Origin of the sequence: Pantanalinema rosaneae CENA516 (assembly GCF_050753385.1) — a bacterium.
GTDB classification, from domain to species: Bacteria; Cyanobacteriota; Cyanobacteriia; order Leptolyngbyales; family Leptolyngbyaceae; genus Pantanalinema; species Pantanalinema rosaneae.
Map to the genome: position 1 here is coordinate 1 of NZ_JBLZFZ010000002.1, position 23,502 is coordinate 23,502.

Below are 23,502 nucleotides of genomic sequence, written 5' to 3' on the forward strand. Positions count from 1 at the left end.
AGATGTGTATAAGAGACAGGGGAAGGGGAGGGGGTAGAGTGTCGGGTACTTGACATGTTGGGCTACACCAGTCCTGCCAGCGGGGGGGGAGTTCGGCGGGATTTTGGCAGATGACGGGGAGCCAGGTCGCACAGGGGAATTGGGTTTCTAAAGCCTGTAAGCGTTCGCGGGCTTCTCGCACCGAGAGATAGAGAGACTGTCCACTGGCAAAAGCGGTAAGGAAATGTGTGAGGAATTCTTGAGCGATGCGATCGGGGACGGGTTCGCGCATCACAATCACCTGGGGAATTTGTAAATCTGCCAAACTCCAGGCTAATTCTAAACCATCACAGGAATTGAAAATGGCTAACTTTAAACCATGCTCGATCGCCTTCTTGAGCGCCAGTCGTAATTGGGCAATGGTTAAACTTTCGGTGGCATTGACATAAATTTTGCCTGTGTCTTGACTGGAACTATGTCCGGCAAAAAATAAAACATCCCAACCGGGCTGCCAGAGTTGCTGATGTAAGTCTTCTAAATCAGGTTCGACTAATAGGTTTAGTGTGGTATCTGGTAATTGTTCAAGTAATTCCTGATCTCTAGTAATATTGATGCCCTGGCGATTACCCAGAATTGCCAGAATATTCACCGTAGGCTTAGGAATCGTTGGGGAGCTTTTAATGGAGCGAGTATATTCAGGTAAACTGAGAGCTAGTTCGGCTCTAGGATAATCTTCAAAGAACTGCCAGAGATGCCAGGGGAGCCTGAGTAAAAAATGATGTTCTGCTGTAATAATGAGGCGGACTTCATCCGAGGGGCTTAACCGCGTTCGCAGATGCCGATCGATACTCCGAAAAGTATCGTTATTCAGCCAGGTATTCAGTTGCTCCTGTAGTTCCTGACAAAGCTGCTTAAATGCGGCTTCTGAAACATCGGTAATATACGTTTCATCCTGCTCAATCTCAAACTCACTGTCTGGTTGCGATCGAGCCACCCTCATCAACTTAAGCTCAGGACGATCCTGAGTTAATTCAGCCTGTCGCCAACCTCGATGGGCATATAACGCTTCATACAACTGTTGCCAACGGTAGTATAGGGAGCCTAATTCTGGAGCGGCGGGTAAACTACCCGTCACCTGCATGGGAACCATGTCATCCTGTAGCCACAGTTGGGCTGTCACCGCCGGACAACCGCGATCGCACTCCCCTTGACCTAAGTTCAGAATGACTAAATGACTCATGTTAGGCAATAAATTCTTCTGAGAATGTCCTATTTGCGATCGCAATCTGCAAGCGAAACTGTCTACCTAACGGACACTTGAATCGGCGTAACTGAATATAATTACTTTGCTCACTCGATTGCACAGATTGCAGCGTTTCTCCTGTGGTTGACAATAAGGTTAACTGCAAATTGGCAGGTAAATATTGCTCGCCGATCCACGGCATGATTTGCACCCAAATGTTACGGCGTTGATCGGCTTCGGTTTTTAGCATCACCAGTAGCAGAACGGTGGGCAAACCTCTACCTAACTGAACTCGCTTCACCCGCCGCAGCCATGCTTCCAGGGCTTCCGGTTGGCGAAAGCTGAACGCTAAATCTGGCTCTCCCGTGAATACCTCCTCTAAAGATTGCCATCCGGACTCAAACACATGCTGTAGCCATTGCCCCAGATTCACGCGACTGGGAACGGAATGTGACACTGATGACCCCTTAAATTGGCGGCGAGCACAGAACTGTTGCAGATTACATTCATCCTCGATCAAGGCTCCCCATTCAGTAAAGGGAATCGCTAACCGGGGCGATAGAATCGCGGGATCACCAACTTGCTCGATCAGTATGGCGGCAGGCAAAGAGATTCTGGGCAAGGCAGTGACCTCGGCTCGGGTGACTTCGCTGGCTAGCTGTAACATCACCCATAACACCGACAGATCCTGAATCACATCATTGCCATCCAGGCTGTAGGTGCGATCGCTGGCATCATAATGCCCCTGAGTTTTCAGGTGGTGATGGGTCGTATAGCCCCAAACATGAACCGTCTGTTCATCGGCATCCACTTCGACTGCCAGGTAATAATCACCCACCCACCGGGGAATATCAATCCATTCCTGGGGCACTCGAAATTCCCGTTTGTCCATTGCCTCAACCGGAATCAGGATCAGTCGGGTAGCCCCCAGGGTGACGGCACTCCCATGCACCAGTTGCCAGAAGTGCGGGTTGTAAATTGAGTCAACCTCAACCGCGCTCTCACCCGCTTTCTCCTGCAACCACGGCAAAATTGTGTGTAAGCAAACATGATTCTGATAGACTTGCCAGCGATCGCCACCCCTGGCGATCGTTTGAATCTGTTGCCAAAATTCAGTTTGAATGGCTTGCGGAATTTCTAACCAGACGGTTGAAGGATCAAATGTCAGCATCTAGGGAACACCTCCTGGGGAGTTTGAGCAGAGCAGAATTGAGCCGGGTGAAGTTAGCGAGCTTCATTGCCCTGTGCCAATTTTTCCTGCAACCACTCCTCCAACACTATACTCATAGCGTTTACTGCGGGTGAGGTTAAAGTAATATGCAGATGCTCCTGGCTCCATTGTGCCAGTCTGAGCAATAGTGTCTCCTTCGCACTGCTTAATCGACGGGAGACGGTATATTGCTTTACGTCAAGCTGAGTGGCAATTTCCTGTTGAGTTAAGCCCTCTCGATAATATTGCTCGACAATTTGCCGCATCGCCGGATTTAATTGCTCTAGCGCTGTGGTTAGTACCTCGTTGATCTGCTGTTGCTGCGTCTGTCGAGTTTGCCACTCTTCCTGGATCATCAGGTCAGTTAATAGCGACGTTCCGGCGGGATCAGGCAGGTCGTCTTGTAGTTCTCCGGTATCGGACTCCGATCGCCCAAGATTGAGCGAAGTCATCGCTGGATGCAAATAATTGCGGACTTGCTTGGCACAATCCTGTAACCATTTTTCCAGATGGTCTGGATTGCTTAAGGGAGCAGTCGGAGGAAGTTGCTGGTTATACAGTTGCGCGATCGCGTCCCAGGTTTTCGGTTCGGGTTTTTGCAGTTGCCGAGTAGTTGGGGATTGCGTCGGGGCACAGTAGGTTTTGAAGCAACTCCATGCCAAGCAATAAGCGGCAATCGTGTCGTTCGATCGCCCCCCTGCCTGGAGCGCTTCGATCAAGAGTTTTTGGCTAATTTTACGCAGTAAGCCCCAGTCGGTGCGGCTATTGGCTTCCCGTTGTTGGCGTAGAGTATCGCGTAGAATGTTACCGAAATAGAGATTGGCAAAGGTCTTGAGGCTGGCTCCCTGATCGGCACGATAGCTTTTGAGTAGATTGGGGACGGTGGCGATCGCAATTTGAAAACAGTCCGATAACTTGTACTGAGAATAGGTAAGTTGCCGGGTAACTTTTTGGGCGACCCAGTAACAGGCTTCCTGTAAATAAGCGGCTAAATGCCCGGTGGCTACCCCTGTGGGGTTGTCCTGCCAGAGCCGATACCAATAGAGTGACCAGAATGCTTCCGCTAATCCTGAAGGGTTGGTTTCTGTCGCCTCTGCTAGACAACGCTGTATACTCCGCCGCAAGCGTGGATCTGGGAGCCAACAGCTAAAACAGTCATCGACAAACTGGATGAATGTAGAAAAGATTTCGGTAACACTTTGTCGAGCATTCATGAGTCAGTGAGCAGGCAGGCAGAGTTTTAGCCTACAGGATTTTCGGCTGAAACGCTACGGATATAACAGATCCAGCCGGATAATGCGTGAACTTTTGTATTGAATTCTCTGAGAACATCAAGATACTTAGGAATGGGAATTAAATCACTCCGCATCTCTCTGTACGGGCGTGCCATTCGGTAAAAAGTCCTTGCCATTGTCCCAGAAATTTCTGCCGTAGCTTGCTTCCCGGAGAGTATGCCACACCCCTACGCAAAATTACACCTGAATAAATCTGTAATGCTTAGTGAGGCTGTCAGAACGGGGTACAGTTTTATAATGGCATACCATGACCAACAAGAGGAGAATGGCTTTGGAGTTTTCGCCCAGTCAACAGGTAAACCTCCATTTCGCCTTTTCCTTTAATATGAATGGAACCGCGTGGCTGAAAGTTATAACGGTGTTTCAGCAATTCATAGGTGGAGGCTGACACCTGAATTTCCCCCGCAATGCCGTGGGATTCCATGCGACTGGCAACATTGACCGTATCTCCCCAGAGATCGTAAATAAACTTCTTCGTTCCAATCACTCCGGCAACCACAGGCCCAGTATTAATGCCAATCCGAATGTCACAATCATGGCCTCGACGCAGATTAAATCGCAGAATCTCCGCTTGCATATCCATTGCCATATTGGCGATCGCTTCAGCGTGATCGGCTCTGGGCAGAGGTAAGCCACCAACGACCATATAGGCATCACCAATCGTTTTAATTTTTTCTAGCCCGTGGGTTTCGGTCAGCCGATCGAACTGCGAAAAGATTTCGTTGAGCAATGAGACTAATTGGGTCGGTGGCATTCGCTCCGATAGCTTAGTGAAATTGACCAGATCGGCAAACAGGACGGTTGCTTCCGCAAACCCTTGAGCAAAACTGCTTTGACCTTGTTTGAGCTGGTTGGCGATCGACTCTGGCAGAATATTCAGTAAAAGCTGATCCGACTTTTCCTGTTCTTCCACTAATTGTTGGTTAGATTGGCGTAACTGAGCCGTTCGTTCAATGACTCGTAGTTCTAGCTCTTTAGAGGTTTGCCGCAATCGACTGATGACTAAGGCAATGCCCATTAAGGCAAGTAACAACAAACCAGATAGCATGATAAACGTTTCCCGCAAGCCGGATTGCGTTTGTTCGGTAAAACTGTCGAGCGGACGGCTAATTTCCAGCACTCCCCGCACATCACCTACCTGCCAATCACGTTTGGGGCTTTCGGGATGTGTATTGTGGCAAGTGACACAACTAGGTTGCATGCGATCGGCTTCGGCATAGCGCAGGGCAGGTCGTCCCTGAAAATTCTCAACTCGCACATAGGTGTCCTGCGGGTGCTGTCGCAAATATTTTAGGGCTGCCCATTCAAAATCGTCCTTTGGCCCCCCCTCCTCCTGCCGCCAGCGAAACGGATAGTCGCTATAAAGCCGCACCGACATGCCCGGATTTTGTTGGCTAATCGACTTGCTTAATTCAATTAAATAGGTCGCCGGTAACGGAATACCGCCAGGAATTGAGGCATAGTCGGGAGTGACGGTAATCCCATGCACCTCCTTCGCCCGACTGACGGCTCTACTGCTGTAAAGAGTCCGAGCTTCCTTAATTGCCTGAGCGTATAACGCCGAACTTTGCACCGCCTGCGAGTGGATCAGGTTAGACGAGAGCCGCGACATGTTCAACATTGCCCCTGCCAGACCTGCCACAAATAAAATTGCCAGCAATAAAATGGTTTGGCGATTCAGCAATTGGATGATTAGGCGCTGAAGCTTGGTAAGCAACGCAGGGGTAGAAGGCTTGTCAGACCGTGAATCCGTCAGATTCATCAATTCTCTCCCGTCTGAGTAAAGACTATGGCAGGCACCGAACGGTACTTTTTTCAATCAAATTCACGTTCCTTCAGGAAAGTTTTGCAAAAACTCCTGCTTCTCTTTACGAACCCTTGATAGAAGATCCGGAATGGATGGCGGGGATGTTAACAGGATCACGATTTCCCCCGCCCCTCTAGTTCTTACTCCCTCCTTAATCGACCCCCCGGAACGATCGCAGACCGTTCTCCCTACGTTCTTACAAAGAATGAAGAATTGTAAAGAATTCCGGTTGCCGTGAACCCGACTTGAAAGGGTAGGTTTATTGCCCCCGATCGTCAGCGATGCCAGCAAATATTCAATTCTTCAACATCTGTTGCAGTCATTGCGGCGATCAAAACCAATTGAGGAGATCAGCATGTTAGGAGTGAGCAAACTACCGCCAGTTCCCGAACGGCAAATGCATTTGATTCGGTGGTTGCTGACGATCGGTTGGCTCGGCATGATTGCGTCGTTGTTTTGGCATCCTCTTGCCACCCAGTTGGGGCTGGCGCTACCGACGCTATTGCTGATTCCGATTGATCCGAATCAGTGTATTCCGGTTCAAGGCAACTGTTTAGCTCAACAATCACCCTCGATCGCCCTTGCTGCATTTTGGACTCTCATTGTGCCCAGTTCCATCTTCATTTTGTTGGTATTTGGGCATGAAACCTGGCGGCGAATTTGTCCACTTTCATTTCTGTCCCAAATTCCGCGATCGCTGGGGATTCAACGTAAGCGTAAGAGTCAAAAGTCGCCAGCCGCCGCCACCCGATATGAATTAGTCAAAATTCGCAAAGACTCCTGGCTCGGTCGCCATCATTTGTATGTGCAGTTTGGTTTACTGACGATCGGATTAGTGATTCGGTTGCTATTTGTCAATGCCGACAGTGTGGCATTAGGCATATTTTTAATTTTGACGATTTTGGCAGCAATTACGGTTGGCTATTTGTACGAAGGCAAGAGTTGGTGTCAATATTTCTGTCCGATGGCGCCGGTACAAATGGTATTTAACGGGCCCAGAGGCTTACTCGGTAGCGAAGCCCATCAGGGGCAAAAACAAACCGTGACGCAATCCATGTGTCGGATTGTGGATAAAGATGGTAATGAAAAAAGTGCCTGTGTCGGTTGTCAATCTCCCTGCATCGACATTGATGCCGAACGCAATTACTGGGAAACCTTTACTCGTCCCGGTCGAAAATTTGTTCAATATGGATATGTCGGATTATTGCTGGGGTTTTTTCTCTATTCCTGGTTATATGCCGGGAGTTTTGATTTCCTATTTTCTGGAGCCTGGTTACGGGAGGCACACCAATCCAGCCACCTATGGACTCCGGGCTTTTATCTTGCCAATCAAGCCATTCCCATTCCCAAATTTCTGGCGGTTCCCCTGACTCTCGGTGTCGCGATCGCCATCAGTTACTTCCTGTTGATGGGCGTAGAAACAGCCTATCGCAATCATTTAAAGCGCCAACAACAAAAAATCTCCCCTCAACAGGTCTCCCATTTTGTTTTTTCTCTGTCTACCTTCTCATCGTTTAATTTGTTCTTCTTTTTTGGCAGTCGATCGCTACTGACTCCGTTTCCCTTACCGATCCATTTACTGTTTAATGGGTTGATGGTTCTTGTGAGTACCCTCTGGTTATCGCGTACCCTCGATCGCAGTGCCGAGTTGTATTCCCGCGAAAGTTTAGCCGGAAGTCTACGCCGACAATTAAGTAAGTTAACGATCGATTTCTCTCGCTTTTTAGAAGGGCGATCGATGGATGATCTGAAGGCAGAGGAAGTGTATGTCTTAGCGAAAGTGCTGCCCGGATTTAACCAGGAACAGGGGCTACAGCTTTATAAAGGCGTATTGCGAGAAGCGTTAGAACAGGGCAATACAGATTCCGCTTCTAGCCTGGAAGCCCTCCGGCAAATTCGCCAGGAATTAGGCATTAAGGATGAAGATCACTTTAGTGTGCTGACGGAATTAGGTGCCGCTGAACCCGAATTACTTGATCCGAAAAAACGCCGGACTCGGGAAAGTCAACTCCGCATCGAAAGCTATCGGCAAGCCCTGGCAACCATGTTACTGGATTTAGTCGATAGTGGCATGTCGCTTCAGGAGGCGATGCAACGGCAGAAAAAACAACTTCAGGTGTTGAAGCTGGAATATGGCATGACCAGTGAAGAGGAGGAGCAGGTACTTAGCCAGATTCTGGAAGGCGAGAAAAGTACCATTCTCCGTAAAGCTGAAGTGTTATTAGAACAATTACAAGAACTGGCGCTGCGGCAACAGATTTTGAGCCATCATCCCCTGGATGAGCAAACCGCCGTTTTTAAGCTCTTGCGGCAAACGGCAGTACAGCACAAACAACAGATTATTACGAAACAAATGCTCGGTCTGTTAGAGGTTTTGGGCTATATTCCCGAAGCGATCGAGCTAGCCACCACGATTCGGCGGGTCGCTGGGGATGTGTTACCAGACATCCTCCAAACTCCAGATGGCTCCTTAACCTGGAAAAATCGCCTGAAACCAGAGGTATTGACCGTCCTGGAGAGTGCTCCCGTAGATACCCATTACTGGGCACCCAAACTCGATACATTCAATCAACCCGCGATCGCCTTAACGAGCATTTCCATCCCAGACGGCGGCATTCCCGGCATCTCTGCCCTCCCCTCCCAGCAATCCCTCCTGCAAGTCCTGGAGGAGTTATTACAGGAGCTAGATCCCCTGATTCAAACCCTGGCATTATACGGGCTAAATCTGCTTCAGCCTGAGCAAGCTGATCAGCAAGCCCAACACCTCCTCACCCTGCAACAGGGACATTGGCTGGTGCGCGAAACGGCACAAACTCTGCTCGATCGCCATCAGGAACAGACTTTGCAAGAAGTCCAGACGTTGATTGCTCATATCACCTGTCAGGGCAAGGTAGAAATTCAAACCTTTCAGCAATCGGTGGTGCGGGTGGGTCGCAGTTCTGTCAATGATTTGGTACTCACCGATCCAAAGGTAGCCCCTCATCATGCGGTGTTTTACCTGGATGGCGACGGCTTTAGTGTGTTGGATTTGGGTGTGAATGGTGGTCTCTATGTCGGCAACAAACACCTCCAGAGCGATCGCGATCGGCTTCAGCCAGGGCAAGTGATTCGCCTGGGGGACATCAAAGCCACCAGCATCCGCGTCTCCTGGGAGAAACAACCACTCCGCACCAAAGTTCCTACGGCGATCATCGGCACCCTCGACAAAGTGCTGCTCTTATTTGAAAGCCGCTTCTTTCGATCGTTGAAGCCAGAAGCGTTGATTGAATTAGGCCGCAGTGCCTCAGTGCAGGTCTATACCCGTGGCGAACGGCTGTGTCAGGCAGGTGATCCCTCCGATTCGATTCTGCTGTTGATTGATGGGACTGCCGATGTCGTAATTGTCCGAGGGCAGGCAGAACAGATCGTGGGGACGGTAAACGGTGGGGAAACGATCGGGGAAATGGGAGTGCTAACCCGCCAGAAACGATCGGCTTCAGTCGTCTCGACCTCTGATTACTGTCGCGCTCTGATCATCCAGGCTGATAAATTTGATGCGGTGTTACGCCAGGATCCGGAACTGGCCAGAAATCTGTTAGTGGTATTGAGTATGCGCTTGCAAACGATGACGAGCAAAATCAAGACCGGAGCCAAAGCATAAGCCAGCGTTTATGCCTGATGCCTTAGATCCAGCAGACCCGGATTCAGTTTTGCCCAGGCAAGGGCTTCTGCCATCAAAATCGGATCACCGGAAGCCAGAAATTCCTGCATCTGTGCCAGTCGTTTAGCCTGCGATCGCTGTTGCTTGATCTGTTGTTGGTGATCCGTCAACGGTGTTGCGGTTTGATGCGTCGTTTGTCGCTGTTTAATCTCCTCTAAGACCTGGCGAACAAATTGAATGCCCTGCATCGTCGCTGGAGAAATTTCAGTCCCCAGGCGATCGCCCTCCAGATTACGGCCTGAAGGTTGTCTGGGAGAGATCGGATCGCCAGGAAGCAGACTGGAAGCACGATTACCGCCATCACCAGGGAATAAGCTTGTAGGGTTAGCTCCGGTCAATGCGACCTGATCGCAATTGACCGGACTATCCATCAATGAAGTTGGGGGGTGCGGGGGGTTTTCCACAGGGGATGAGGAACTGGCGGTTTTGGCAGGGGAGGGCTGGTCAGCGACTGGGGGATCTAACAGATGATCTGGATGCCATAAATCGCGGTGGCGATAGAGTGTTCCCCCACCAATCCCAAAGGCTGTGAGCGCATGGAAGCGAGCCGTTGCCCCGATCGGTAAGTTACCCTGTTCCAGCAAATCTGCGATCGCGCGACGAATCCGTTCTCTCGCCCCCATAGATTGTTCTTGATTCCAGGTTGGCGATTGCTGCACCGCCAATTCCAAATCAACTGCTTTCAGATTAGATTTGAACTTGCCACTGGGATCACCGTAATGAAAGTAACGGCTATTTTCAATACACCGTACCCATTCAGTAACTCGATGGTCAATCTCATGCTGATGACGACAATAATCGCGATACCCTGGTAATGAAGTTGCAACTTCCACCACCACATCAACTAAAGCTTTACCAACTAAGGGTTCACCCCCAAACAGAACATGGTGGAAAATATACTCTCGCATGGTGATACGACCAAGCAAGCGATTCGTCTGCCCAAAATCCGTCCACCCCAATTCAATCTCAGCATTCAAATCATTGATAAATTTATCGGCTTTGCCAGAGATCTGATAACACTTGCGTTTCGCTTGCTTAATCACCTGCTTAAGCGTGATCCGATCAATACAATTCCGGGTTTGGGCAAACTGCCATGCCTGGACAAAACTGGCTGGCGTTGACCAAATTGGTTGGAATACCTGATCAAGCAGATAAGAGCCCATTTGTAACGGCAACCGATGGGCATTAAACAAACTTGGTGTCCCGTCTACGCGATAGGGTTTAGGGTTAGGAAAAATTTCCAGTTGTCCTGGTCTTAAATCAAAGCCAGCATTCTCTAATAACGCGGCTACCGCGATCGCCAGTTTCCAGGAACTTTGAGCTTGAGGCAAGGGAAAATACAGATGTAAGCCTCCACTGGAGCTAGAGGTACAGACTACATAACTCACTAACCCCAGCGGCTCTAAAGCGGCAACCAGCCGGGAGATAGCTAAGGGGTCATGGTGAGGGTGATAAACACTGTGCAGGTCAATATCAAACAAGCAGTAGGCAGTTTCCGCGCCAAAACGAACTCCATAGAGATAGGCTCCCTGCTGAATCGCACGATCGCTGAGGGGATGGCGGCGCTCGGTCTGCCATTCTACCTTCTCACCCACTAAGGGATGGGTCGCCCAAATATAATCAAACCGATGGGGAAACAGCGCTAGGAAGGCATCATTCCCCTCTTCAACATACTGAAACTTGCCAGCAACCATAGCCAATGATGCAGGGCTTTTAAATCCTGGATATAAAAACACGCTGATCTTGCCAGATGTCGCGTGATCGTTCTGGCTTCAGGATCAGTCTGATCAGACTGATTAGGTTGTCTCAAATCGCTAGAATTCCGATGCCATCGGAGTTTCAGATCATGGTAGTGAGGGCATACGGAACAGATCGTGAGATGATACGGAGACACTGTGAGCCAATACGGAGTAAATTGTCTCACGCTAGAATATTTAGCCAACAGGCATTCTCAGCCAATTTTGCCAAGAATTTCAGTTGAGACAAAAGCAATTGCTCTAGCTGAGACAAGCGATCGATCTGCAAAGCTTGAGATTAAGACAACACCAGAAGCTCGACCTAGCCAGGATCATGAATACATGCATACCAGACAAGTTCTAGATCTTTCGCTAACCGTGAAGTGATAGGATACGGAGATACTTGTCTCATATAAGGCTGAGCAAAATCTCGATTGAATCGCCAAATCACGACTTGGTTGAATCCGCTCCTAGTCTTTCCCTATCTCCCACCATGCCAAAATCTGACCCAATAAGCAGTGAGCCGATCGGGAGAAGTTTGTCTCACTGACAGATTCCAAACTGAATCTGGACAAGTCCGATCGCTGGTGAGGAGACACGGAGAAACTTGTCTCAACTAACAATTTAGGAAATCCAGCGTATAACCACGATATCACCACATACGACTGGTGATAGGATTCGGATGAATTTGTCTCACCGTTTAAGCCCTTAGAATCAGGCTTTCAGGTGACAGATACACTGAAATGAGACAAGTATCCGCGATCGTCCCATCTCACCCAAATCGCTGTATTCAGAAACCTATAAAGCTGCAATTGTTTGGTAGCTATTGCTTCTAGCGATCGCTTCAGTTCCTCTGCTCAATTCAGCTCAGCCATTCTAGTAGTGATAACATACGGAGATTGTTGTCTCAGACAAAATCTGACTTTTATCTCGATTTAATTACGAGGTGCAAACAGACGAATTTTAGTGATGAGATCCGGAGTCCGTTGTCTTAACCCCCAGAGATTGCAAAAATTCCCGCCGCCTTGTGTCAAAACTGGAATCCTGCACTATACTGGCTGGGCTGCTGATACAGACTAACGTTACGTGAGTGATGACATACGGATTTACTTGTCTCGATCGTTGTCCCATCCTGACTTTCTCCGCTACCAGCACCCTGTCTCAGGGGATAGGTGATGAGATACGGAGGCGCTTGTCTCATCGATCGAGGCTGGAAATGCCGATGAATAGACGCTTTTCTAAAATTAATCCCCAGAAAAAGACAGACAAAATGGTCAGGATGGTGAAGCTACCCACGCTCAACATACCCCAGCACCGTCCAGAAGCTGAGCCCATGAATCAGGCTATACCGACAAGTGCAGGAGCTTGCGGAGTTTGATCTCTAGCTCCGGGGTAATCACCCGATCGCCACGTTCCAGCTTACCAATGTAGTCCGCACTTAAATTGAGAAATCCCCCTAGCTCTTTACGACTCCAACCCTGCTGATCCCGAGCCTGCCGCACCTGTTCTCCAGTCAATTCACTACTGGGGGCTGCTTCCAGGGGTTTCGGTTTCTTCGGTTCCTTAATCTTCGAGAGCAAAGCAGGAATGGGATGAGGTGGCTTGATAGTCAGTTTTGCCTGCAACAGGCGATCGATCACTCGGATCTTCCGCCAATCGTCGGGTTTTCGGGTATTTGTGCCAGGTCGTAACCAATCAGGATAAGTGTCTGGATCAAACTCAATTTGCCAACCCAAACTCATCAGTAAGTTCAAGGCATTATTCCACCGATTTTTCAAATCCCGCGCTTTATGCTTGTCCTGAAGTGCCTTATCAATCTCGGTTTTGGCTAATACCTCTTCCAGCAAGCTACCAACTCGGTAATCATAGGGATGTTGATTCCGTACCCGAATCCGGGCATCCAGGGTTAATTGAATCGCTAACCGTAATGCCAGTTCATTGTGATAGGGATCAATTTTGAGAATATCGCGTGCCAGATAGCCAAACTGATGCAGCGCCTCCTTCGCCCGACTACCCGCCCGATTCAGAAAGTGTTTTGTCCACAATCCAGGGCTAACAGTAATGTAAACTTCCTCCGGACGATCAATCTTGCCTGTAACCCAATCAAATTGACCATGCAAATCAATCAAGACATCCCACATCCGCCCGATCGGGGTACTGGCATCGACTTTCCGACGACCCCGCCCTTCAATCCAAACCGACTTTACGAGTAAGCACGATAGGGCATAGGCTGTACTCGCTACGGCATTCCGCTTCTCTGACAGACTGGTATTGTGATTTTTATCCCAACCTAATAACTGAATAATATCGGTAGCTTTTAAGGTAAAGGCACTTTTCCAGGGTTCATCCTCTTCCATCGTGCGAGCCGCAAAGATCAGTTGCAGCTTGACCGTATCAAAGCCAAACTTATTAATAATTTGTTCGGCGGCTTCCCAGGGCAACATTTCAATATCACCCGGATTGGTAATGTAATGTTCAATATAGTTATGGGGATTGGCTTTACTGCGGTAGTGAAAAACGGCTGTTTGATCGTTATTCTGCTGCCAGAGATCAGGGCGTAACTGTGCCCGAATACTACTTGCGATCGGAATAGAAGTTGGTAAAACGGCGATCGGATCGAGTTCTAGACTGGTTTCGGTGCTGGAGGGAGGACGCTGTTTTAAGCCCAGCAACTTCTCCATATCTTGCAGCGAACAGTTGGATAGGTTAAAGCCTTCAATGATTTTTTTGGCGATATCCTGACAGTGAATTTGCCCCAAAACTTCACTGCGTTCAATCAAAAATGAGGAGTTAATTGCTTGTAATCGTTTGCGAATTGCTTGACTCAGTTTCGCTTCTGGTAAAGTTGCCTGAGCAGAAGTGGTTGCCTCCAGATCCGCCAGTGCCCATACAACCAAATTAGCTCCAACCGCTTTGGCAAATTCCTTCCAGATCCCTGTATGCGTGAAGAACTCAGACAAGGAGTTTTTCAAATAGTCGCGAATACGATCGTTATCAAACACTAGCTCCAGCCGCTTGGTTCCCTGCTTTCGATTGGTCACTACTTTAAAGTGCGGCAAACTGGTGTCGATCGCATCAATGCCCTGTTCCTGAACCACCAATTCAACTTTTTGTTGATAGGTTTCAATCAAATGTTGAAATAACTGAGCTGTGACTAATTCCGGTAAAGCCGACTGATCACGAAGTTTATCAATTAACGTTACCAGATACTCTGAGGTCAACACTTCTCTAGCGATCGCGGCACGCGGAGTCCCTTTAGTCACAGATTCTACAGATTCTGGAGCCAGTTCCACACTTGCCACCTCCACGTCCCAGGCAGAAGCATAAATCACTTCGGCTGGAGCATCCGTCGCTACCTGTTCCAACACCTCAGCGTCCACCGGAACCAACTGATCAGGCAAATTTTTGGGCTGAGATCGCTGTTTAGACATAAGTAAGTCAGACCGAACAGGAGGGCAATGTACCCCATACTATATGCAGATCACGCGACAGGCGGCAATTTCTGCTCAACTTACCAGCAAATGACTAAAATCCTGCCAGGTTCTTAATTGCCGCTCAATTAATGCTTCCAGCATAGCTAACTGTTGCTCTAACTCAACGATCGCGGCACGACGGGCAATCGCTTGCTGCCAGTGGCGATGACGGGCACTCCCCGGTCTACCGAGTGACTGACTTTTCGGTTTGCGATCGGGGGGTTGAGTCACCAAAATGACATAGGTGTAGGTCTTTGTCCCCTTTTTAGAACTGGTTTCGGTTAACCAACAGTACGGTGGAGCCACTTCACCAGCCTGATCAAGTTGCTGAATTAACTGCACTAAGCGTTCCCGTTCACTGCTGAGGAGGGAGCCTGACATCGAATTTCTGTATGATAAAAACATTTACCATACAGAATAATACCATATCACCAGAGTATTACACCATTCATAGGCTTTGATCTGTAAAGGCGTTAATTTCTGGGGAACTTTGACTCCTGTTCTCCCCAATTTTGGGGAGCCAAGGGGGCGAAAATTGCTGTGATTCCCATGCCTAACCAATTTTTCTGTATGCTTAAAATCTTTACCATGCAGAAGATTTTAGATCCGGACGATCCGGGGCGTTTGATTTCCGGATCATTCAATCAAAGCTGACTTCTTCCAGCGATCGTCCCATCGTTTCAATCCGCAACAGGTAGGTCAGAACAGCCGCCAAAATGCAGACAAGGGAGAGGATCAGCATCAGGATAGGTGTTCCTAGGGACTTTTGCAGAATTGGCAATGCAAAGGTTCCCAAAACGGCTCCAGCTTTGGCAATGGCGGCAGCAAGTCCGGCTCCACTGGCTCGGATCGACGTTGGGAAAACTTCTCCCGATAGCAGAAATGTGGTCGAGTTTGGGCCAGCATTCATCATCAAGTTGAAAACGAAAAAGCCAATAAACACGACAATTAAATTAGCTGGACTGGTATCCGGAATGAAATTGGCGATCGCCAAAATTGCTAACCCAACTGCCATTCCCAGAAAGCCAATCACTTGTAACCGCACTCGTCCAACCTGATCAATCAACCAGACGGCAATCAAAAACCCCACAATCAAAAATATATCTACGATCGCGGCACCCTGAGCCGAGGCTAGTTCTCTGGCAACAAAGCTATCCTCTCCAGCAAAGGCTAAAGCTCCTAGAATTACCGGCGTAAAAATCCCAATGCCATAGGTAGCAATATCCTGCAAAAACCAGGGTAAGGAGGCAAATAAAGTATGTTTGCGATAATGGGGCGAAAATAATGCACTATAGGTCAAATTTGGTTCCCGTTCGGGTGGATCGCTGGTTGCTGTAATCGTGATCGGGGTTTCTAGTAATAACGTCGCTGCTTCTGAAGCCTGCTCATACTCACCTCTCGCAATGTAATAACGGGGACTTTCCAGTAGAAAGCTAAACCGGAGGATGGCTACTGCAATCGCTAATCCTAAACCCACGCCCAACATCCATCGCCAGGCATATTGGATGAGCATTTGAGTATTGTCAGGATAAAGCACTTGAAACAAATGAATCACTACTAATCCCGTTACTGCCCCGAGTAATGCGCCAACAGCTTGAAAGGTAAAAGCACCAATCACCATTCGTCCCCGCGATCGGGAAGGGACATTTTCTGTAATATACGCCACACTCAGGGGATAGTCTGCCCCAATCCCCACACCGACTAGAAAGCGAAAGGCAATCAAGGACACCGCATTCCAGGCAAAGGCAGTTCCGGCGGTGGCAATGATAAAGATGGCAACATCAATGATTAACATGAGTTGTCGCCCGATCTTGTCAGTAATAGGACCTAAGGTGAGTGAACCAATCAAAGACCCTGCGATCGCCGCGACGGCAACAGCACCAATCTCGATCGCACTCAAACTAAAATCCCGTTGTAAAAACGGTAGTGCGACCCCAATAATGAAAAAATCGAAGCCATCCAGGGCAATCAATCCCGCCGATAGTGCCCATAACAGCCACATCATGCGAGTTACTTTGGAGTGATCAAGTTGCTGTTCAAAGGAGGCGGCTTCGGGAGTGGTAGTGACGGTCATAGTTCGGTGCGATCGAGAGAAACTCAGCGTGTGATCCGCAAGATCTTATCCTGGTCAGAGGGACAACTGCCGCGACCATCACAGTTACTCGTGGTGACATAGAGTTCGCCATCCGGTCCCATAATCGCTTCTCGCAGTCGTCCATACTGACCTTGCAGGTAAACTTCATGGCTTTCAACCTGCTGCGGTGACTGGGGATTGAAGCTGACCCGTTGTAACTGCTCGGCGCGGAGGGCGGCAATAATTAAGCTACCTTGCCATTCAGGAATGGCTTTGCCCGTATAGATTGTGGCTCCTCCCGGAGGTAAGGCTTGTCGCCAGACGATCGATGGCGTGACCAATCCGGTCTGAGACTCGCAACGATAGGTGGTTGGCCAGCCCAGATTATCCCCAGCCGTTGCCAGACTGACCTTATCATGCCCCGATCGCCCCAGTTCACCACTTGGACCGTGGTCGCTGACTCGCAGGGTCGTGGCATTAATCCAATCAAACCCCTGGGTATTGCGAATCCCGGTGATGTAAACCGGATTCCCCGGAAAGGGATTATCCGGTGGCACTTGCCCCTCGGGGGTTACGCGGAGAATCTTGCCTGCCAGACTTTTGACATCCTGGGAACTGTCAGGATTGCGGGCATCCCCCGTTCCCACATACAGCATCCCGTCCGGCCCAAACCGAATCCGTCCCCCGTTGTGAAATTGGGCAACTGGAATATTGTCAATAATTACTCGATCGCGACTGGCACTCAGTCCATCTGCCGACAATTGCCATCGTTCCACCCGATTCACCGGAGTCCCATTTTGATCCGCCGTGAAATAGAGATAAAACTGGCGGTTATTGGCAATGTCGGGATGTGCCGCAATTCCCAATAGACCACCTTCGCCGCGATCGCTGACATTTACTGTAGCGATCGGTTGGGGACGAAGTTGACTATTTTGCACCAGGCGTACCCGTCCGGCACGTTCCGTCACCAGCATGTCACCGTTGGGTAAAAAAGCAATTCCCCAGGGCACTTCTAACCCACTAACAACGGTTTCTGCTCGAATATCAACCTGACCTGTTGCCCCAAATCCACTTTCTACCAGAACGCAGCTTGGCGATGTAGCTGAAGCGGCAACCGTCTCTTCCTGTGTAGACTCAGGTGATTCCACCGCCGCAGAGGTGGGCGTTGAAGTTGCCTGTTCCTGGGGTAGGGAGTTACAGGCGGCTAATCCCACCAGGCTACTAATGAGTCCACTAGCAAGAATTGGGGTTAATTTCATTATCACCTCACTGGCGGCTACACATTGCTCGTAGCCTGTCAATCGCGAACTACTGATTCATCCTAACGATTACCGCCGGAGAATATTTCTGTCGCAGGGGTGAAGGCTACCCCAAAAATCTATGCTATTGGTTCAACTACGCCGATCGCGGGTGTTTGGAACATGCATGATAATCATGGAAATTTGGCGATTTTGCCGCGCAATGGCTTCAGCGATCGCCCCTAAGACCGGTCTACCTGGAGTGATCGGACTAATGGCTGTATTTAATATGAGCAGATCATCAGCCTGGAGCATCTGTAGCACCTTGCTAATGAACCGACCAGATAACCGATGAATGGTGACATCCGGTAAGAGCTCAGTCAGGTATTGCTCCTGGGATTGATTGGCACTGGCGACCAGTAATACAACCTCCAGATTCGCTTTCAATTCTGTTGCCAGATTGCGGGTAAGGCGAATCGTTTGCTGGAGCGCGGCATTACGAGCCTCTAAATTAGAAACGGCAAGCAACACCCGCCGCGTGGTTTGAATAGGGTGGGTAAATCGGGTAATCAATACAGGAACCGCCGACCCCTGGACAATGCTATCAATCACATTGCCAAAAAAGTTTTCTCGATAGGTGGAATAGCCTTTCCACCCACAAATGATCAGGTTGGCATCCCGTTCATAGGCAACACGCAAAATCCCTTTATCGATCGTGTCATCAACCCGCCGGATCGGTTCCACATTAGCGACAGCCGCATGGGCAACGGTTTCCGCAATAGTGAGTAGTTCCTCCTGACGGGCTTTGGCTTCGGCGGTGATCGGTTGATTGCGATCGGTGATGATATGCAAAGGTAATAACGTGCCCTCACTGGTCTTGGCAAGGATTAATGCCAGATTTAGCAAATTATCCTCGGTACTGGGGTTAGCGACTGGGACAAGAATGCGATAGGGTAAGGCGGCTTTGGTTTGGCTATCATCAACCGTAGATATTTGATCGCTTGCCTCACTGATCGCAGTGCGTTTAACCCGTTGTCCCCACCGCTCTGTCACCCAGGGGGAAATCAAACAGGTGACAAGAATCATCGCGATCGTGCCATTCACAGTTAACTGATCCACCAGCTTGATGTTGTAAGCCACGGTAATTGCCGCCAGTGTGGAAGCGGCTTGGGCAACCGATAGACCAAAGGTGAGAAAAATACTGGGCAGTCGCCATTTAAACCGTTTTCCCGTTAACCAGGCAGGTAGCAGCTTTGCCACAATCGCCACAATCACCATCACCCCAGAAACCAGCAGCGATCGCGGATCTTGTAGCAGTACCGCCGGATTTACCAGCATTCCCACCGACAGTAGAAAGAAGGGAATAAACAAGGTATTGCCAATAAACTGAATCCGATTCATCAATGGGCTGAGTTGGGGAATCAACGGGGTAATACTGATTCCTGCCAAAAAAGCCCCGATGATGGGTTCAATTTCAATTAACTTAGCCGCATAGGAAACGATAAATAATGTGGCGATGACAAAGGTGAATTCAGCTCCTTCATCATGTCCGAATTGCCGAAAAAACCATCGTCCGAGTTTGGGAACGCCCCAGAGGGTAATGAAGGTATAGAGGGTAAGGGAAGGAATCAAGAACAACCAGAAGCCCAGCGTTAAATTGCCCTGGTGTGCCTTGACCACGATCGCCAGCACCAGTAATGCCAAAATGTTGGTAATTAGAGTGCCGCCTAGGGTAATGGTTACGGCAGGAGAGCGCATAATTCCCTGTTTACTGACGATCGGTAATGCCAATAAGGTATGGGATGCGAAACAGGATGCAACTAAGGTCGCTGCCAGCAGATTGTAGCCCAGGGTCATCATGGCGATCGTGCCCATCACCATCGGCACCGTAAAGGTAGCAATGCCGAAAAACAAGGCTTTATTCGCATTGTCTTTCAAGTCATCCAGGCTGGTTTCTAACCCTGCCATAAACATCAGAAATAATAATCCGACTGTCCCTAGTAGAATAATTGTATTATCTCGCTCTAAAATGCCTAACCCATAGGGACCCACCACTACGCCTGCCAAAATTAGACCGACAATGCCCGGTAGCCGCAAGCGCTCAAACACAAGCGGTGTCACCAGGAGCAGGGTGATCATGACTAAAAATACAGCGACTGGATCTGTGATCGGGTTAATGATCAAAGCGGGAGGTAGAACTCCCTGAATAGAGAATAACTGCTGCATGGTCGAAACCTCGTTCACAGGATTAGTCATCCGGCAATGCTGCCCTCAAAATGCCTCAATCTAGCATTTATTGTGGAATTTCCGATTCTTCTATTGGATGGATACTTGTGGCATGGGCGGATCAGGTGGTGGTATGGCGGTCTGATTGTACCCATTGATCCAGGGTGGTGGAAACACTTTGAAATACACTGTGCCAATCATCCAGAGTCGGTTGACGGAATAATCGCATCGATCGATACCAGGGGGAATCCTGCCGCGTCAGTTGCCAGCGCCAGTCTGGGACAAATTGCAGTAATGTCCAAACCGGGCGATCCAAGGCTCCGGCTAAATGGGCAACGGCAGTATCCACCGTGATTACCAGATCCAGAGCCGCGATCGCGGCAGCCGTGGCAGCTAAGTCGGTCAAGTGTTCACTCAGATCAACGATCGTCGGTTTATCGCCGAGTTGCTGGAGGATGGTACTGGCTTCACCAACCTGTAAGCTATAGAACTGGATGCCTGGTTTCTCAAGATACGGCAGGAGTAAGGGCAGATGTACCCGGCGGCGCTGTGCCGATTGCCGCCGAGCATCCCATTCTCCAGGGGCAGACGACAACCAGGGACGGGGAGAACCACTTGCCCAGACAATCCCCACCTTACGATCTCCACTCGGTTGTTGAAAGACATCCGGTAGTATGAGCTGCTGGGGAACTGTGAGATAGGGCGTTTGAGTGGGAATTCCGCCCACCACGTCCCACAATAGATGGGGGAGACTCATCAGGTAGCAGTGGTAATCTGGCTGATCATTCTGGGTGGGGTTATAGCTCCCGCGAGGCACGACGCGATCGACCCCTGGCATGGCTGCAAACAGCGTCATTAAACTGCGATCGCAGCAGAAGGTGACAGTTGCCCCCAGTTTGGCAAGATAGGGTAAGTAGCGACCAAACTGGATTTGATCCCCTAGTCCTCCTTCGCCATAAACAAGAATGTGTTTTCCAGCCAGCGAATCCTGTCCCTGCCAGCGCGGACTGCCCCACCATTCGGGAATGGGTGACTTGATGCCCATGCGACTTTCAAACCGTTGAAAGCCAGCCTGTAATTGACCATCGAGTAACAATGTGGTGGCGAAATTGAATTGGGCTTGCGGATCATGGGGCTGTTGCTCACAGCCGATCGCCCAATGGGTGATGGCAGGAGTCAGTAACCCGCGCTGCCTATAGGTAGAGGCTAAGCGAAAATGGGCATCGGCATGACGGGGATTTAGTTCGATCACCCGTTGATAATGCTGTCCGGCTTCCTCCAGACAATCGAGAGCGGCTAACGCATTGGCTAAGTTAAAGTGGGCACCCAGATGATCAGGTTCATAACGTAAACACTGGCGAAATGCCTGAACTGCCGATCGCCAGCGTCGTTGATGGAGCAAAGCCCGTCCTAAGTTTTCGTAAGCGCCCACATGGGAAGGATTCAGTTCAAGGCAATGTTCATAATAACTAATCGCTTGTTCCCAATCCTCCAGACTGGCGTAAGCATTGCCTAAATTAAAGTAAATGACGGGTTGAGTCGGATTCAGGGTTGTGGCAATTTCCAGTTCCGCGATCGCTGCACTTACCATGTCCAATGCCAGGTAAACTGACCCGAGCCGACTATGGGCTTCAAACTGCTGCGGTTGCAGGGCGATAATCTGCTGGTAACAGGTAATGGCGGCTGTCCAGTGCTGTTTTTCCTGATACACCAGTGCCAGTAAATAATAGGCAGCGACTTCCTGGGGGTATGCCGCGAGAACTTGCTGACACAGAGCTATGGTGCGATCGAAATCACGAGTTTGATAGCTGGCAACGGCGAGCTGCATCTGTTGGGCAATATTCATCGATGGCTGGGGGCTAGAGTTTGCAGGTGACGAATCAGGACAAATCGGATGTCATCATGTTCGGCAATTAATTTGACTCCGGGAGCATCTAAGTTGAGGAAATTGAGTCCCTGTTCGCGTCCAGTCATAAGGAAATCGGCGATCGCCACCCGATAGCGTCGTTGGGGTTGTAGGGGTTGTCCTTGAATCAACCAGTTGCCAGCCGCATCCTGACTCACATTCGCGGTTTGTAAATAACCGCCAGTGCCGCGATTTGCCTGTCCTTGATTTAAGACCCGTTGCAGCAGTGATCCGGGCAGTTCCACGGTGAGTACCTGACCCCCAAACGGCAAAATCCGAATCATGTCATATTGGGTGATGGCTCCGGCAGGCAGACGATCGTCGATCCGAATCGCCCCACTATTGAAGATCGCGAGTTCCGCCCCATCGGTCTGCTTCAGCATGGCTTCAGCAATCAACTGGGTTAAATTCGTGGGTTGATTACGAACACTGGTTTCCAGCCCATCTAAGCTGGTGGCGATCGTGGCAACGACCGTTTCCGGTTGAAATCCCTGGGCACGAAACGCCTGAAAGCCTCTGTCCAGCCAGCTTTGTACCAGTTTGGCAGTGGTTGGATCTTCGGGAATTGCCGCCGTAATCGGTTGCAAGCGCGAGTGAATGGTCAAACATTGCGTATCGGTGTCGTACTCTAACTGATGAATATAAACCGATCGGGCATTGGCATCGGCTTTCAGAATCGGCGTACCTCGATTCGGGCAGTTAGCGGTAGGGGACAAAACAAAGCGCCATTGCTGGATATTTTCATGTTCGTGACCGCCCAGAATTAAGGCAAGCTCTGGCACAGCCGCCGCTAGTTGTTGATCTTCTGCCAGACTTAAATGGGTGATGGCAATGATCAGGTCGGTTTGCGATCGCAGGGCTTTGACCTGTGACTGGGCGGCAGTAATAAAGTTCTGGTAGCGCACATAGTCTACGGGATTGCTGTCGATCGTTAAGCCGATCACACCGACTCGCACTGGGTTGCCGGTGGTGGTGGGAATGGTAAGAATCCGCGATCGCTCTACTTGGGGAAAGGGTTGCCCTGTTGCATCACTAACATTACTGGAAATCCATTGAAATTTGGATTCCTGTAAGCGTTGCAAAAATTGGGCTTGGTTCAAATCAAACTCATGATTGCCAAAGGTTGCCAGGTCAAACCCGATCGCATTCATCACCGCGACCATTTGTTGCCCAGCCAGGGATTCTCCGTTGATCCGAGCGGTTCCCAGGGCGGAAGGACTCAGGGCATCCCCAGCCAGAATCGTGTAGGTATGGGGATTTTCAGCGACCAATCGCTGTCGCACAGTGGCAACTCGGGCTAATCCTCCCCGTGTCCCGCCTTCGATCGCGGTAATTTCATAAATATCATTCAGTTGCAGCAGGGTGAACCGCACGACCTCTGCCCAACCGGGACGCACCCAACCCGGTAGCCAGCCCCAACTGATCAGCCCGATCGCCAATGAAACGCTCCACTGTTGCCAATGCCGCATGATGGATTCCCCAAGAGTTGCAGATCTACTCACTGCTTAATTTTCTCTCAAGGCGGCTTGGTTTGAACGGGGGATGGAGCGATCGCTTCTATAGTATTGGATTCTCAGGGTAAATTTTCGCTTTTGGGAATCTAATACTTCAAATA

At 49.7% G+C, this 23,502-nt stretch carries 13 protein-coding genes; 1 reads left to right on the top strand and 12 read right to left on the bottom strand.

Annotated elements, in window-relative coordinates; translation table 11 throughout:
* The 4 genes from ACN4EK_RS01080 to ACN4EK_RS01095 form a co-directional block, all read right to left on the bottom strand.
* Positions 1 to 1,219 (bottom strand): CHAT domain-containing protein (locus ACN4EK_RS01080; RefSeq protein WP_431655475.1); only part of this gene is annotated, 1,219 nt, incomplete at its 3' end.
* A gap of 1 nt (position 1,220) precedes the next feature.
* Positions 1,221 to 2,393, bottom strand: coding sequence for a DUF1822 family protein (locus ACN4EK_RS01085; RefSeq protein WP_431655476.1), 1,173 nt, complete (start codon positions 2,391 to 2,393; stop codon positions 1,221 to 1,223).
* A 53-nt stretch (positions 2,394 to 2,446) separates the two neighbouring features.
* Complete coding sequence (locus tag ACN4EK_RS01090) at positions 2,447 to 3,646, bottom strand: sigma-70 family RNA polymerase sigma factor (RefSeq protein ID WP_431655477.1); 1,200 nt, start codon at positions 3,644 to 3,646, stop codon at positions 2,447 to 2,449.
* A 313-nt stretch (positions 3,647 to 3,959) separates the two neighbouring features.
* The gene (locus ACN4EK_RS01095) at positions 3,960 to 5,489 is read right to left on the bottom strand and encodes an adenylate/guanylate cyclase domain-containing protein (protein WP_431655478.1); all 1,530 of its coding nucleotides are present in this window, start codon (positions 5,487 to 5,489) and stop codon (positions 3,960 to 3,962) included.
* 400 nt (positions 5,490 to 5,889) lie between these two features.
* On the opposite strand from ACN4EK_RS01095, the gene ACN4EK_RS01100 reads away from it, so the two are divergent.
* Positions 5,890 to 9,174, top strand: coding sequence for a cyclic nucleotide-binding domain-containing protein (locus ACN4EK_RS01100; RefSeq protein WP_431655479.1), 3,285 nt, complete (start codon positions 5,890 to 5,892; stop codon positions 9,172 to 9,174).
* 8 nt (positions 9,175 to 9,182) lie between these two features.
* Here ACN4EK_RS01100 and ACN4EK_RS01105 read toward each other — a convergent pair whose 3' ends face one another.
* The 8 genes from ACN4EK_RS01105 to ACN4EK_RS01140 form a co-directional block, all read right to left on the bottom strand.
* Positions 9,183 to 10,928, bottom strand: a complete 1,746-nt coding sequence (locus ACN4EK_RS01105; protein ID WP_431655480.1) for a bifunctional DNA primase/polymerase — start codon at positions 10,926 to 10,928, stop codon at positions 9,183 to 9,185.
* Positions 10,929 to 12,313: 1,385 nt separating this feature from the next.
* A complete protein-coding gene (locus tag ACN4EK_RS01110) occupies positions 12,314 to 14,401 on the bottom strand; it encodes a helix-turn-helix domain-containing protein (protein WP_431655481.1) in 2,088 nt (695 codons plus the stop codon).
* Between the two features lie 75 nt (positions 14,402 to 14,476).
* Positions 14,477 to 14,824 (bottom strand): hypothetical protein, encoded by a 348-nt coding sequence (locus tag ACN4EK_RS01115; protein WP_431655482.1) that lies wholly within the window; start codon positions 14,822 to 14,824, stop codon positions 14,477 to 14,479.
* Between the two features lie 259 nt (positions 14,825 to 15,083).
* Positions 15,084 to 16,517: an MFS transporter gene (locus ACN4EK_RS01120; RefSeq protein WP_431655484.1), complete on the bottom strand. Its 1,434-nt coding sequence runs from the start codon at positions 16,515 to 16,517 to the stop codon at positions 15,084 to 15,086.
* Positions 16,518 to 16,540: 23 nt separating this feature from the next.
* Positions 16,541 to 17,776 (bottom strand): PQQ-dependent sugar dehydrogenase, encoded by a 1,236-nt coding sequence (locus ACN4EK_RS01125; RefSeq protein WP_431655485.1) that lies wholly within the window; start codon positions 17,774 to 17,776, stop codon positions 16,541 to 16,543.
* Between the two features lie 132 nt (positions 17,777 to 17,908).
* The gene (locus ACN4EK_RS01130; RefSeq protein ID WP_431655486.1) at positions 17,909 to 19,981 is read right to left on the bottom strand and encodes a cation:proton antiporter domain-containing protein; all 2,073 of its coding nucleotides are present in this window, start codon (positions 19,979 to 19,981) and stop codon (positions 17,909 to 17,911) included.
* Between the two features lie 121 nt (positions 19,982 to 20,102).
* Positions 20,103 to 21,827 (bottom strand): tetratricopeptide repeat protein, encoded by a 1,725-nt coding sequence (locus ACN4EK_RS01135; protein WP_431655487.1) that lies wholly within the window; start codon positions 21,825 to 21,827, stop codon positions 20,103 to 20,105.
* On the bottom strand, positions 21,824 to 23,356 hold the full coding sequence (locus ACN4EK_RS01140) for a bifunctional metallophosphatase/5'-nucleotidase (RefSeq protein ID WP_431655488.1): 1,533 nt from the start codon (positions 23,354 to 23,356) through the stop codon (positions 21,824 to 21,826). The genes ACN4EK_RS01135 and ACN4EK_RS01140 overlap by 4 nt, the downstream gene beginning before the upstream one ends.
* Positions 23,357 to 23,502: the final 146 nt, after the last annotated feature.

What these genes read in the sequence shown, in the direction of transcription:
- ACN4EK_RS01090 (WP_431655477.1), bottom strand. Translation starts at nt 3,646, where the DNA reads ATGAATGCTCGACAAAGTGTTACCGAAATCTTTTCTACATTCATCCAG.
- ACN4EK_RS01095 (WP_431655478.1), bottom strand. Translation starts at nt 5,489, where the DNA reads ATGAATCTGACGGATTCACGGTCTGACAAGCCTTCTACCCCTGCGTTG.
- ACN4EK_RS01135 (WP_431655487.1), bottom strand. Translation starts at nt 21,827, where the DNA reads ATGAATATTGCCCAACAGATGCAGCTCGCCGTTGCCAGCTATCAAACT.
- ACN4EK_RS01125 (WP_431655485.1), bottom strand. Translation starts at nt 17,776, where the DNA reads ATGAAATTAACCCCAATTCTTGCTAGTGGACTCATTAGTAGCCTGGTG.
- ACN4EK_RS01115 (WP_431655482.1), bottom strand. Translation starts at nt 14,824, where the DNA reads ATGTCAGGCTCCCTCCTCAGCAGTGAACGGGAACGCTTAGTGCAGTTA.
- ACN4EK_RS01085 (WP_431655476.1), bottom strand. Translation starts at nt 2,393, where the DNA reads ATGCTGACATTTGATCCTTCAACCGTCTGGTTAGAAATTCCGCAAGCC.
- ACN4EK_RS01100 (WP_431655479.1), top strand. Translation starts at nt 5,890, where the DNA reads ATGTTAGGAGTGAGCAAACTACCGCCAGTTCCCGAACGGCAAATGCAT.
- ACN4EK_RS01140 (WP_431655488.1), bottom strand. Translation starts at nt 23,356, where the DNA reads ATGCGGCATTGGCAACAGTGGAGCGTTTCATTGGCGATCGGGCTGATC.
- ACN4EK_RS01120 (WP_431655484.1), bottom strand. Translation starts at nt 16,517, where the DNA reads ATGACCGTCACTACCACTCCCGAAGCCGCCTCCTTTGAACAGCAACTT.
- ACN4EK_RS01110 (WP_431655481.1), bottom strand. Translation starts at nt 14,401, where the DNA reads ATGTCTAAACAGCGATCTCAGCCCAAAAATTTGCCTGATCAGTTGGTT.
- ACN4EK_RS01130 (WP_431655486.1), bottom strand. Translation starts at nt 19,981, where the DNA reads ATGCAGCAGTTATTCTCTATTCAGGGAGTTCTACCTCCCGCTTTGATC.
- ACN4EK_RS01105 (WP_431655480.1), bottom strand. Translation starts at nt 10,928, where the DNA reads ATGGTTGCTGGCAAGTTTCAGTATGTTGAAGAGGGGAATGATGCCTTC.